Origin of the sequence: Dorea sp. AM10-31 (assembly GCF_003435815.1) — a bacterium.
GTDB classification, from domain to species: domain Bacteria; phylum Bacillota; class Clostridia; order Lachnospirales; family Lachnospiraceae; genus Dorea_D; species Dorea_D hominis.
The window spans coordinates 535,898-548,854 of record NZ_QTUV01000001.1; the positions used below are offsets into that span (position 1 = coordinate 535,898).

Annotated in this window: 12 protein-coding genes; 1 reads left to right on the plus strand and 11 read right to left on the minus strand. The window is 43.6% G+C overall.

Annotated elements, in window-relative coordinates:
* Positions 1-93 precede the first annotated feature (93 nt).
* Positions 94-1,521 carry a cardiolipin synthase gene (gene cls, locus DW125_RS02720; protein WP_442873164.1) on the minus strand — a complete coding sequence of 476 codons (1,428 nt, stop codon included), beginning with the start codon at positions 1,519-1,521 and terminating at the stop codon, positions 94-96.
* A gap of 162 nt (positions 1,522-1,683) precedes the next feature.
* Here cls and DW125_RS02725 point away from each other — a divergent pair, with 162 nt between their 5' ends.
* Entirely contained in the window at positions 1,684-2,124 is a 441-nt protein-coding gene (locus tag DW125_RS02725) for a hypothetical protein (protein ID WP_021859686.1), read from the plus strand.
* A 49-nt stretch (positions 2,125-2,173) separates the two neighbouring features.
* Here DW125_RS02725 and DW125_RS02730 read toward each other — a convergent pair whose 3' ends face one another.
* The 10 genes from DW125_RS02730 to ispE form a co-directional block, all read right to left on the minus strand.
* A complete protein-coding gene (locus DW125_RS02730) occupies positions 2,174-2,611 on the minus strand; it encodes a DUF1934 domain-containing protein (RefSeq protein ID WP_021859685.1) in 438 nt (145 codons plus the stop codon).
* Positions 2,612-2,629: 18 nt separating this feature from the next.
* Positions 2,630-3,607: a 6-phosphofructokinase gene (pfkA, locus tag DW125_RS02735; RefSeq protein WP_021859684.1), complete on the minus strand. Its 978-nt coding sequence runs from the start codon at positions 3,605-3,607 to the stop codon at positions 2,630-2,632.
* A 74-nt stretch (positions 3,608-3,681) separates the two neighbouring features.
* Positions 3,682-7,155 carry a DNA polymerase III subunit alpha gene (locus DW125_RS02740; protein ID WP_117537035.1) on the minus strand — a complete coding sequence of 1,158 codons (3,474 nt, stop codon included), beginning with the start codon at positions 7,153-7,155 and terminating at the stop codon, positions 3,682-3,684.
* Positions 7,156-7,484: 329 nt separating this feature from the next.
* Entirely contained in the window at positions 7,485-7,718 is a 234-nt protein-coding gene (locus DW125_RS02745; protein WP_021859682.1) for a hypothetical protein, read from the minus strand.
* 93 nt (positions 7,719-7,811) lie between these two features.
* On the minus strand, positions 7,812-8,651 hold the full coding sequence (locus DW125_RS02750) for a CvfB family protein (RefSeq protein WP_021859681.1): 840 nt from the start codon (positions 8,649-8,651) through the stop codon (positions 7,812-7,814).
* Between the two features lie 12 nt (positions 8,652-8,663).
* Positions 8,664-9,380 carry an acyl-[acyl-carrier-protein] thioesterase gene (locus tag DW125_RS02755; protein WP_117537036.1) on the minus strand — a complete coding sequence of 239 codons (717 nt, stop codon included), beginning with the start codon at positions 9,378-9,380 and terminating at the stop codon, positions 8,664-8,666.
* Positions 9,367-10,551: a cation diffusion facilitator family transporter gene (locus DW125_RS02760; protein WP_117537037.1), complete on the minus strand. Its 1,185-nt coding sequence runs from the start codon at positions 10,549-10,551 to the stop codon at positions 9,367-9,369. Before DW125_RS02760 ends, DW125_RS02755 begins: the two co-directional genes overlap by 14 nt.
* 13 nt (positions 10,552-10,564) lie before the next feature.
* Positions 10,565-11,287 carry a stage II sporulation protein R gene (locus DW125_RS02765; protein ID WP_242992889.1) on the minus strand — a complete coding sequence of 241 codons (723 nt, stop codon included), beginning with the start codon at positions 11,285-11,287 and terminating at the stop codon, positions 10,565-10,567.
* 76 nt (positions 11,288-11,363) lie between these two features.
* Positions 11,364-12,044, minus strand: a complete 681-nt coding sequence (locus DW125_RS02770; RefSeq protein ID WP_117537038.1) for a GntR family transcriptional regulator — start codon at positions 12,042-12,044, stop codon at positions 11,364-11,366.
* Positions 12,041-12,919 carry a 4-(cytidine 5'-diphospho)-2-C-methyl-D-erythritol kinase gene (ispE, locus tag DW125_RS02775; RefSeq protein WP_117537039.1) on the minus strand — a complete coding sequence of 293 codons (879 nt, stop codon included), beginning with the start codon at positions 12,917-12,919 and terminating at the stop codon, positions 12,041-12,043. Before ispE ends, DW125_RS02770 begins: the two co-directional genes overlap by 4 nt.
* Between the last annotated feature and the right edge of the window lie 38 nt (positions 12,920-12,957).

The window sequence follows — 12,957 nt, forward strand, 5'->3', positions numbered from 1 at the left end:
TTATTATGTTATACCACATTCTCCCCCTTATGCCTACCCTTTTCACATTTATTTCACAGAACACGCTATGTTGGCGGGCATTATCCTGTCGAATTAAAGCACCGGAGACAACAGCCTGCAGAACTGCTCTTTGAAGCGGATCAAAAGCGTTCTCTGCTCGTAAGATTTCTTTGTCACAAGAGAGCTTTTTGTCATATCATTTTCAAATGCGTCTTCCAACTGTTTTGTTGTCCTTGCACTATAGATTACTGCATTTACTTCAAAATTCAGTGCAAAGCTACGGATATCCATATTGGCAGTTCCCATGCAGGTGACAAGGCCGTCGATACACAGGCATTTGCTGTGCAGGAATCCATTATCATAAGTAAAACATCGCACGCCCGCCTCCACCATCTCACCGATGTAAGAATAAGTCGCCCAGTATACAAATGGGTGATCCGGCTTACACGGGATCATCACGCGCACGTCAATTCCGGATTTTGCTGCGATAATAAGCGCGTCCCGGATATCATCATCTGGTATGAAATACGGCGTCTGTATAAAAATATTTTTTCTTGCCATATGGATCAGGCGCAGATAATTGTTACGGATTTCCTGACTATGTGAGTCCGGTCCGCTGGAAATGATCTGCACCGGATCACGCCCGTTCCGGATATAAGTCGGCAGTTCAAACAAATGATCCTCCAGAAAAATATTATCTCTCGCTGCATAATTCCAGTCCAGTGCAAAACGGACTGCAAGCGAAGTGACCGCCGCTCCTTCGATACAAATGTGGGTATCTCTCCAGTATCCGAATTTCTCATCTTTTCCCAGATACTCTCTTCCAATATTAAATCCGCCGACAAAGCCGATTCTTCCATCGATCACTGCAATCTTCCGGTGGTTTCGGTAATTCACACGAAGCTGCAGTTTTCCTAATACTGCCGGAAAAAATTCTGCCACCTGAATGCCGGCTTTTTCCAGACGATCCCAATCGCTGTTCTTCATTCCACGACATCCCATACTGTCAAAAAGGACTCGGATCTCCACACCCTGTCTGGCTTTTCTTAAAAGTACTTCCTCAATTTCCTGCCAGAGTTCATCATTCCTGATGATATAATACTGCAAATGAATATAATTTCTCGCATGATCCATCTCGGATAACAGTGCATCAAATTTCTCCCTTCCGTCTGTATACACACGGATATCGTTATTATCGGTAAGCACCGCCTCCCCTTCATTCAGATTATAGAGAATCAGGCTCTTAAAACGCTCCAGTTCCGGATCACGGAGTTTCAACTTCCGCCGATAGATCGATTCTTCCTGCCTTCGCACCGCATGTTTGATCTCGCCCTCAATTTCTTTCATCTTGAACATCCGGTCTTTATGGAAATTCTGCCCTAATACAAGGTAGAGAATAAATCCAAGTCCCGGCAGAAAATAAAGCAGCAGAAGCCATGCCCATACGGTCGTCGGATCCCGTCTTTGAAAGAAAATAATCAGAATTGAAAATACGAGATTGATGATAAATAAATGATCCATCAGCCATAAATATGCTTCACTGATCATATGACCTGCCGCAATAAACATTCTAAACACCTCCCCTGTTATGTAAGTTCCCTGCTAAAATCTCAAATCTCTTGCACTTGCGTCAAAAGAATGATACAATGTACTTCGTGAAAAACAGATTTTAGGAGGTTCGCTGTGAGTAAATTAACGATTGTCTTATTAGTGATCTTAGTCGTTTTAATCATTGCATGCATTGCATTATATTTCCTCGGGAAAAGAGCTGAGAAGAAGCAGGCCGAACAGCAGGAACAGTTAGATGCTGTTAAGCAGACCGTATCCATGCTGGTTATTGATAAAGGTCGTATTCGTCTCAAAGATGCAGGTTTCCCGCCGATCGTACTGGAGAACACGCCGAAGTATCTTCGCCGTTCCAAAGTACCGGTTGTTAAAGCAAAGGTTGGACCGAAGGTAATGACTCTGATGTGCGATGCTCAGGTTTATCCTACAATCCCTGTTAAGAAAGAAGTAAAAGCCACAGTCAGTGGTATTTACATTACAGGTGTCAAAGGACTTCGTGGTCCGCTTGAAACACCGGAAAAGAAAAAGGGATTCTTCGCAAGACTGAGAAACAAGTAAAATGAAAATGATTTTATAAAAAGGACAGGCTTTTACCGACCTGTCCTTTTTATTTTGCTTTTACACACATCTTAATCTCACTGTCGGCAACTTTATCGCCATTAATATCCAGCTCATAATTTATCCGGATATTGATCCGGTCGTCGGATTCTTCTACTTTCAGATCCTTTGTATATATGCCAAGGAGAAGCTCACCATACGGCGTCTCATACGGCGTCATATGGATCTTGTCTTTTTCAAATACCATATGCGTGCCTGAAAGACCGCTCTTTAATATCTCAAGCTGATCTTCCCCGGATATCCGTATCTTGTTCTTAATACTTCCCGGCATACCTTCCACAACTTCTTCATATATAATGTAATGCTTATTATTCTTGAGATAATAAGCAGCCGGGGTGATGACTTCGATTGGCTCGTTGTCATCCTCCCGACCGGAAAATTCATCATAATGAAGACCGGAAATTGTTAATAATACATCCTTCGTCATCATTCTTATCTCATTCTCTTACAGCGCAAGCTGTTTTGCAATGTCATACTGATACTGCGGGATACTCTTATGCATTCCAAGTGCTTCATCAATATCGAAATCAATGTACTCACCATGTTTGTAACCAACGACACGGTTTGACTTTCCTTCCAGCAAAAGGTCTACTGCTTTTGAACCCATAATAGAAGCATACACTCTGTCTTTACATGTCGGGCTTCCACCACGCTGCATGTGTCCCAGAACAGTTGCTCTTGTTTCCATACCGGTTGCTTCTTCGATTCTCTTCGCCATATTGATAGAATCTCCGATACCTTCTGCATTGATGATGATATAATTCTTCTTACCACGTTTTCTGCTCTCCTGAATATCTTTGATGATTGCTGCTTCATCAAAGTCATGCTCTTCCGGCATCAGGATCTTCTCAGCTCCGTTGGCAATACCGCACCAGAGTGCCAGATATCCGGCATCTCTTCCCATAACCTCGATAATAGAACATCTCTCATGGGAAGTAGAAGTATCACGTACTTTATCAATTGCTTCCATTGCAGTATTAACTGCTGTATCAAATCCGATCGTATACTCGGTACATGCGATATCCAGGTCGATTGTTCCTGGGAGTCCGATCGTATTGATTCCTAAGTTTGCAAGCTTCTGTGCTCCTGCAAAGGAACCGTCTCCACCGATTACAACCAGTCCGTCAATTCCATATTTTTTGCAGATAGCTGCTGCTTTCTGCTGTCCTTCTTCTGTACGCATCTCTTTACAGCGTGCTGTCTGGAGAATTGTTCCTCCACGCTCGATAATGTCTGATACGTCTCTGGCTGACAGGTCAATAATTTCCTCGTTCATAAGACCCTGGTAACCTTTTCTGATTCCTCTGACTTTCAGGCCTTTACCCAATGCTGTTCTTACTACTGCACGGATTGCCGCATTCATTCCCGGTGCATCTCCACCACTGGTAAGAACACCAATCGTACGTATTGTTTTGTCTGCCATGATCATCCCTCCATCATTTATCCTTACTTATTTTAATATAATTTATCCATCCGTGCACCATTTTACATGAATTATCAAATGTTTTCAATGTTTTTTTCGATTACTTTCACGCAAGAGTCGCCAAGATAGTTCATAAGCCTGCTTAATAAGCCAGTTTCAACCTGTACATTCCGGTTCCTTCCAAGCCGTTTTACAACACGTTCTTTCTTGCAGTAAATGACAACTTCGTCTCTTCCGTCAGAGTTTCCAATCAGGTCATAGAGCATCTGTTCCTGTGCAAGAAATGTATCTTTGTCTGCATATTGGAGCCACAGTTCTTTGCGTGTCTGGGAAAATGGAACTACCGATTCGCAGATCAGTTTGCTCGGTGCGTCATCTTCTTCCGATACGCGTCCGCGGATAAATACTTTATTTTCTTCCTGCAGATATTCTTTGTATTTTTCATAATCTCTCGGAAATACGACTACTTCCACTGTTCCGAGCAGATCTTCCAGTGTCAGGATCGCCATCGTTTTATTGGTCTTCGTATACTTAATGGCAAGCGTCGCGATAATTCCTCCGATGATCTCTTTTGCGCCATCATGCACTTTCGCTGCACCGGTTTCTTTATCAAGCTGGAAGTCCAACGTCGTTTTGGAAATACTCTTTCTCCATTTTTCTTCGTATTCTTCCATCGGATGTCCAGTCAGATAGACGCCCAGCACTTCTTTTTCAAATGCAAGCCTTGTCTCTTTTTCATATTCTCCGACCTTCGGCAATGGAATATCAAATTCTGCTTTCTGGTCATCGTCCACCATATCAAACAGCGAAAGCTGTCCTGCCATGGAATATTTGCGCTCCTGGTTCACCTGATCCACAATCTGCACATAAATGATCATGAACTGTTTTCTCGTGCCTCCAAGCCCGTCAAATGCACCGGATTTGATAAAACTTTCGATCGTACGTTTATTCACTTCTTTTCCGGAAAGGCGCTCGATAAAATCTTTCAGTGTCTTAAATTTTCCGCGTTCATTCCGCTCTCTTACGATTGATTCAATGACCGGACGACCGATACTCTTAATCGCCGCAAGGCCATAACGGATTTTTCCGTCCTGTACCGAAAAGTTACCGACACCTTCATTGATATCCGGTGGCAGGATCTCGATTCCCATTTGACGACAGCTATAAATATATTCTGCAACCTTCGGCGGATTATCGATCATAGACGTCATAAGCGCCGCCATAAACTCTACCGGATAATAATATTTTAACCAGGCTGTCTGATAAGATACAACTGCGTAAGCCGCCGCATGTGACTTGTTAAATGCATATTTGGCGAAATCAATCATCTCATCATAGATCTTATTTGCCGTCTTCTCGTCAATTCCATTTGCGATACAGCCCGGCACACCGCCTTCTTCGTCTCCGTAGACAAATGCCTGCCGTTCTTTCTGCATCACGTCCCCCTTTTTCTTGGACATGGCACGGCGCAGAAGATCGCTTCGTCCCAGTGTAAATCCGGCAAGATCACGTACGATCTGCATAACCTGTTCCTGATATACGATACAACCGTAAGTCGGCGCAAGGATCGGCTCCAGCTGCGGGCAGTCGTAAGTGATCGACTCTGGATGGTTCTTTCCCTTAATATACTGTGGAATGAAGTCCATCGGTCCCGGACGGTACAGCGAGATACCGGCGATAATGTCTTCCAGATTCTGTGGTTTCAGTTCCTTCATGAACCCTTTCATACCGCCACTTTCCAACTGGAATATACCATCTGTCTCGCCGCTTCCGACGTAATCCAGTACTTTTTTATCGTTATAATCAATCGCATTGATGTCAATCTCTTTACCGGAACTCTTTTCTGCCAGGCGCACTGCATCCTGAATAACAGTCAGCGTCCGGAGACCGAGGAAATCCATTTTCAGAAGTCCCAGCTCTTCCAGCGTTGTCATTGTAAACTGTGTGACAACCGAACCATCCGAACCTACCGAAAGCGGAACGTATTCTTCTACTGCTTTCTGACTGATCACGACACCGGCTGCATGCATGGATGTATGTCTCGGAAGTCCTTCCAGACGCATGGACATATCGATCAGCTCTTTTACCTGCGGATCGTTATCGTAAGCTTTTTTGAAATCCGGACTGGACTGTAATGCTTTCCCCAGTGTAATATTCAGTTCTTTCGGGATCATTTTGGCGATTCCATCTACAAATGCATACGGAAGGTCCATAACACGCCCTACATCGCGGATAACGCCGCGCGCCGCCATTGTACCGAACGTTACGATCTGCACCACCCGGTCAGTTCCATATTTCCGCACAACATAATCAATGACTTCCTGTCTTCGTTCAAAGCAAAAGTCCACGTCAATATCCGGCATAGATACACGTTCCGGATTCAGAAAACGCTCAAACAGGAGCTGATACCGGAGCGGATCAATACTTGTAATACCTAGACAGTAGGATACAATACTTCCGGCTGCCGAACCTCGTCCCGGTCCTACACTGATGCCGTGGTCTCTTGCATATTTGATAAAATCCCATACAATCAAGAAATAATCTACATACCCCATACGTTTAATAACGCTAAGCTCGTATTCCAGACGTTCACGGATCTTCGGATCGTCTCCCGGATACCGTCTTTCCAGTCCTTCATAACATAATTTATTCAAATACTCCCAGGAAGTAAAACCATCCGGCACATCATATTTCGGCAGCTTCTTCTCACCAAATACAATCTCCACATTGCAACGGTCCGCAATCTTCTGTGTATTATCAATTGCTTCCTGTGCATATGGAAATAATTTTCGCATCTCTTCTTCGGACTTGATGTAATACTGCCCGCCTTCATAACGCATACGGTCTTCATCTGCCAACTTCTTGCCAGTCTGGATACAGAGCAGGATGTCATGTGGCTTCACATCGTCTGCGTAAGTATAGTGGATATCATTCGTTGCCACCAGTTCAATTCCTGTCTCCTGCGACATACGAAGCAGCGACTGGTTTACCAGTTTCTGCTCCTCCATTCCATGATCCTGCAGTTCCAGAAAGAAATTTCCTTCTCCGAAAATATCTTTGTACCGGCACGCTGCAGCCTTTGCCTCACCATACATTCCCCGGAGAATATTCTTCTGCACTTCCCCTGCAAGGCAAGCACTCAAGGCAATGATTCCTTCATGGTATTGCTCCAATAGTTCCATATCGACACGCGGTTTATAATAGTAGCCTTCTGTAAATCCTCTGGATACGATCTTCATTAAGTTGTAATAACCGGTCTCATTTTCTGCCAGAAGTACGAGATGATAATATCTGTCATCATTATTGCCAACTGCCTCTTTATCAAAACGGGAGCCGGGCGCAACATACACTTCACATCCAAGGATTGGCTTGACCCCTGCTGCCTTTGCCGCACGATAAAAATCGATCACGCCGAACATAACTCCATGATCCGTGATCGCCACACTGTTCATTCCCAGTTCCTTCACTCTGGAAACACATTCTTTGATTTTATTGGAACCATCCAGCAGACTGAACTCCGTATGGACATGCAGATGCGCAAAACTCATAATCTATTCCGACTCCTTTTTATTTTATAATTTATGTATTCTTATATTTCTTCATTTTGTTAAGATACCATACGAATTGTTTCATAAAACCACTCATGTGCCTGCACATCGTGGTTTCAGGCTTTTGCCCCTGGTATCTCGAATATTATACCACATTTCCACCCATGATAGCGTTTTTTGTTATCCCGAACTAAATTTTTCATAATCATAATCTGCATAACATTAGTGCACGTTGTAACGTCAGCTTTCTCTGAAGCCTATACACGCAAGAAGGCAGATAGCATATCCTGCCATCTGCCTTCTCATATCTCTTTGCGACCTGATTCTAATTAGTTGTTCATCATGAATTTGATCAGTCTGTCTGTATCTTCCGGCTCATAAGCGATGATCTCAAGCTCCGGGATCTCTCCGCCGGAGAAGATGTTTGCCATAGAAACATACTGAGATAATTTAGATTTCAGGTTCAGTCTGTCTCCTTCTCCTGTTACTAATTCAACTCTTCCTGAACAATCGTCAACTGTCTTAAAAAATGCGTCGATGTCTTTGATATTCTGTACTTTCATTCTATTGCTCTCCTTCCATTATTCACGCTTGATAAGCTCTTTTCTTTTTCTCACGCTACTAATTATACCTTATTTTTTTAGGATTTCAAGAACCTATTTTTTCGAAAGTTCAATTCCATTCTCCTTAATTTGTATCTTATGCTCTTTAAATAATCTGCCAACTGCTCTTTTGAATGCATTTTTACTAATTCCAAAAGTTTCCTTGATTTTTTCAGGATCAGATTTGTCAGTAAATGGAATACTTCCACCATTTTTTTCTACATAGTCCAGAATCATGACTGCATCATCATCCATCTGCTCAAACGCTTTCTTTCTGACACTTAGATCTAGTTTTCCGTCTTCGTGCACTTTTGTTACGCGACACTCGACTTCCATGCCGACTTTCAGATTGCCGTACGCTTCTCTCTTCGGGATCAGCGCAGAATATTTATCATCTACTGCGACAAACGCGCCAAAGTTATCACTGATCTCGTAAATGCGTCCTTTCACTTCTGCGTCTTTCTCGTATGGCGCATCTGTGCGGAGCTTATCATACACTTTCATCGTTGCGCACAGTCTTCCGCTCTTGTCCACATACAGAGCGACTAATACTTTGTCTTTCTTGGAGACTTTTGCTGTCTGCTCGCGGAACGGAAGCAGGAGGTCTTTTTCCAGACCCCAGTCCAGAAATGCACCGATTCTCGCTGTGTCAGCGACTTCCAGTACCTTCACTTCTCCCATCATCAGCTTTGGTATGCGGGTGGTTGCAATGATACGGTCGGATGAATCTTTGTATAAGAATACTTCGATCGGATCTCCGACTTCAATACCAGCAGGCACTTCTTTCTTCGGAAGCAGAACCTTCTCATCTTTTGTTCCGAGATATACACCGAAATCTACGATTTTTACTACCATTAAACTTCTTCTTTTTCCTAATTCATTCTGTAAATTCATCTTTTTCTCCTATTAGCTGAATTCAACGGTCGCAAAGATCCGATCCGACTCATCACAAAGCTCCACTACCGTTCTTGTTTCCTCTGCTGCCACTTTCGGCACAATAATATCTCCATACACTGCCGAATTTTTATATTCTACACGAACCTGCCTGATATCCCCGGTATGTTCGATATATTCCATTGCCATCTGTACATACTGACAGTTATTCACATGTTCGTTCGTATCGATATGATATTTTCGCACTGCAAACGGCTCTTTTTTCACCGCACTCTCCGGAAGTTTTATCTTCCTTGGCTGATAATCCATCTCCAGTGGCTCTCCGCTTCCGTACGGCTCTACTTCTTCTGCGGACGGCCGCACCGGGCGTCCTTTTTTCATATTCATATATGCCCAGACAGAATTGGCATATGCAAGTTTCTTTCCTTCTGCATCTGTCATGCAGAAATTACGCTTTCCCAACATGCTTTTAAATTCTGTCGCCCATGTCGCTATATTAATCTCCTGTGCAAGCCGCGGATATTCTTCGATCACGACCTGCCAGTAAGTTAGTACCCAGGCTCTGTTATGTTCCGCAAAATAGTCCACGCCAAGTCCGATACTTTCCGACTGGAATGTACTGCAGTCCTGGAAATAGTTGATAATCCCCGGTAAGGTAATACGGCCGGTATGATCGACTTCGCTAAACCGCACCTTGCTGTCAAATGTATAATGATTATTCTGCTGCACTTGCCACATAGCTCCTTTCCATTGTGATCACCGCATGATACCGGTCATTTTTTTCCCGGAGTCTGCGAGCAAACTCTTCTCTTAAGTCATTTTGTTTCTCTTTATCATATTCGTAAGGAATCACCATATCAAAGATCAGGTTCTTATGATCCCTACCTCCTACTACCCTGAAATCATGGATGCTGACACGCTTGTCCATCTCTTTTATAATCTCTTCGGCATCTTTTTTGATCGCCAGCACTTTTTTATCTTCTGTCTCAACCGGATCCATATGGATCACAAGGAAAAGTCCCATCTTCTCCATGGCTTCTCGCTCAATCCGGTCAATGACGGCATGGGATTCTTCAATATCCACATTATTCGGCACTTCCGCATGGATTGATGCCATACTCTTTGCCGGTCCGTAATTATGTACGATCAAATCGTGGCTGCCAACTACACCGTCATATTTTTCCACAAAATTCGTAATCTGTAAATAGACTTTCGGATCTACTGCCTGACCGATCAATGGCTCCAGCGTATCTTTTGCGATACCGACACCTGCCCACATAACGACAAGGGATACACCCAGACCTATAAATCCGTCGATATTATACCCGGTCAGCTTTAAAAATACAACTGAAAATATCGTTGCCGATGTCGTAATGACATCGCCGATCGCATCTGCCGACACCGCCATCATCACTTTGGAATCTATCCTTTTTCCCAATTTCTTATTAAAATAGCTCATCCACAACTTGACCGCAACGGACAAGATCAATACGACTACCGAAAATAACTGGAATCGCATTTCCTGTGGATGTCTTATTTTAGAAATGGCATCTTTAAAAAATGTAAATCCGACTTCCAGCACAAGAAATGCGACGACCAGCGCCGCAATATATTCCACTCTTCCATGTCCGAACGGATGCTCTTCATCTGCCGGTCTCTCTGCAATCTTCACTCCAACCAGACTGATGATGGATGAACCTGCATCCGACAGGTTATTAAATGCATCTGCCATAATGGAAATACTGTGCAGGAAAAATCCAATACACCATTTCAGTCCGAATAAAAAAAGATTGCAAAAGATGCCCGTGACACTCGCCAGCACTCCATATGCTGTCCGCACAGACACCTTTTCCACATCTTCATAATTTTCTACAAAATGTCTAATCAGAAACTCTGTCATGACATTTCCTCCTCTATCTGTCTGCCAGCCACCGGTTCAGCTTCTCACCGAAAAAATAGCTTTTTAACCGAAACTTTTCCGGCTTCGTCACCAGTTCATACGCATCTGCATCCAGCATTTCTCTTAAGTTCTCTCTGCCTTTTTCATCCGGTGTCACACAGACCGCCTCTGTAAAACACATGCTTGGATACAACACACACCACCAGTTATGCCCTGTGGCTTTCCCAAGTCTTATCTCTAATGCCCGGTACCATCCCTTCGGGAAGCAGATATTTCCATAGTATTTCTCCGGGAAATAGACATCTGCCAGCACTGCCTTCGCACGGTAATTTACACCCGCTTTTTTAAGCACCCGGTTTACTTCCTGCTCAAATTCCGGCAAATACTCCCTCACAAGTCGCTCTGTCTCTGCTCTTGATACTTCCTGTTCCATGCTGTCAGCATCTGCAGATGTATCTTTATTTCTATCGCTTTTCAGTAACCGGCTTCCGTATACAAGCACGGCATCCCGGACCTGCCTTTTCACTTTTTGGTCCTCATTGCTGTCGCTGTTCGCCAGAACATGAAATCTCAATACTTCTTTTGCAAGTTTTTCCTGCGTCTTATCAATTGCTCTCTGCGCCCTGATTTCTTCACAGTCACACAACACATAAAATAAAAGACATGCGGCGCAGACGCTCAGTATAACACAGACTGCCTTCTGAATTCTATAAGTTTTTATATTTATATATCTCACCTGTTCTATGTACTCCTTTCTTTTATTGGGAGTCTTCACATTTCACAGGAATTTATACAAATATTTTCAAATCCTTTTAAACTTTTTTTGTGTGAATAACATTGATCACGGTTGCAACCTGATTGTCGATATGTTCGCACATGATGCGGGTTGCTTCTTCTTTATTTCTCTTTGAAATATTATCGATCAGTTCTTCATGCTCTGCGATAAGCTGCGGATATGCTTCTTCTTTTTTCAGATATTCCACCCGGTAACGATACATCTGCTCACGCAGATTGTTAAGCAGCAGAATCAGCTTCTGATTATCTGTTGCCGTATAAATAACATCGTGAAATGCCACATCCGCTTCCGCGATCTTTGTTACATCCTGATCATTCAGTGTATCTTTAAATCGCTCTGCTACCCGTTTCAGTTCCTCGATCTCTTCCTCTGTGATCTTCTCACACGCAAGCTGTACGGATAATTCTTCCAGCGCTTTTCTTACTTCCAGTACATCGCGCAGACTCTTCTCTGTAATGTCTGCAACTTCGGCACCTTTTCGCGGCACCATATTTACCAGACCTTCCAGCTCCAGCTTTCTAAGCGCCTCACGGATCGGTGTACGGCTGACGCCAAGCTTATTTGCGAGCTGGATCTCCATCAGACGCTCGCCCGGTTTCAGCTCTCCGCGCAGAATTGCCTGTCTTAATGTATTAAATACAACATCACGCAGAGGCAGATATTCATTCATTGTCACATTAAATTTCGGTTCTTTCATCTTTTTCTCCTTGCATTGTGTATATTCGTCACATAAACCTGTTTTGTCAGTCTCGCATCCCGGATCGCATCGGCAGCTTTTCTTGCCGTTGCTTTCTCTTCAAAGATTCCAAATACAGTCGGTCCGCTTCCGCTCATCATAGCGTTCAGCGCGCCCTCTTTTATCATCATTTTCTTAATCTGGTCGATCACCGGATAAGCATCCACAGTTACACGCTCCAGTACATTGCCCATGCTGCCTGCAACTTTCTTCAGATCTCCGGCTTTTAATCCTGCTAAAATACCGTCGATATCCGGATGATCTTCGATTTCGTGAGAATCCAGTTTCTCATAGACCATCTTCGTCGATACACTTATTGCCGGTTTTGCAATAAGAACATAGCATTTCGGCATCGGGGATAATGGCGTCAGAATCTCTCCGATTCCTTCTGCCAGCACGGTTCCGCGCATAATACAGTACGGAACATCTGCACCGAGCTTAACACCTCGTTCCATCAGTTCTTTCTGACTCAGGCCAAGTGAAAACATCCGGTTCATTCCAAAAAGAACTGCTGCCGCATTTGAGCTTCCGCCTGCCATGCCTGCTGCCACCGGAATGTGTTTATCCAATTGTATGGAAACACCTTCTTCTATATGAAATTCGTCCATCAGCATCTGTGCAGCCTGATAAGCCAGATTATTCTCATTTACCGGAAGATAATAGAGATTCGTCTCAAGTCTGATCCCCGGTGTCTTACTCTTCTTCATAATAATACGGTCATAGAGATAAACGGTCTGCATAACCATACGCACGTCATGGTAGCCATTCTCCCGTCTTCCCAGCACATCCAGACCAAGATTAATTTTTCCAAGTGCTTTCAGTTCTAATCTGTCCATCTTTTGTTCTCCTTGTACTTTTTACCCTATACCTTGTA

What these genes read in the sequence shown, in the direction of transcription:
- DW125_RS02770 (WP_117537038.1), bottom strand. Translation starts at nt 12,044, where the DNA reads ATGAAAGAACCGAAATTTAATGTGACAATGAATGAATATCTGCCTCTG.
- DW125_RS02740 (WP_117537035.1), bottom strand. Translation starts at nt 7,155, where the DNA reads ATGAGTTTTGCGCATCTGCATGTCCATACGGAGTTCAGTCTGCTGGAT.
- ispE (WP_117537039.1), bottom strand. Translation starts at nt 12,919, where the DNA reads ATGGACAGATTAGAACTGAAAGCACTTGGAAAAATTAATCTTGGTCTG.
- DW125_RS02750 (WP_021859681.1), bottom strand. Translation starts at nt 8,651, where the DNA reads ATGAATTTACAGAATGAATTAGGAAAAAGAAGAAGTTTAATGGTAGTA.
- DW125_RS02730 (WP_021859685.1), bottom strand. Translation starts at nt 2,611, where the DNA reads ATGACGAAGGATGTATTATTAACAATTTCCGGTCTTCATTATGATGAA.
- DW125_RS02760 (WP_117537037.1), bottom strand. Translation starts at nt 10,551, where the DNA reads ATGACAGAGTTTCTGATTAGACATTTTGTAGAAAATTATGAAGATGTG.
- cls (WP_442873164.1), bottom strand. Translation starts at nt 1,521, where the DNA reads ATGGATCATTTATTTATCATCAATCTCGTATTTTCAATTCTGATTATT.
- DW125_RS02745 (WP_021859682.1), bottom strand. Translation starts at nt 7,718, where the DNA reads ATGAAAGTACAGAATATCAAAGACATCGACGCATTTTTTAAGACAGTT.
- pfkA (WP_021859684.1), bottom strand. Translation starts at nt 3,607, where the DNA reads ATGGCAGACAAAACAATACGTACGATTGGTGTTCTTACCAGTGGTGGA.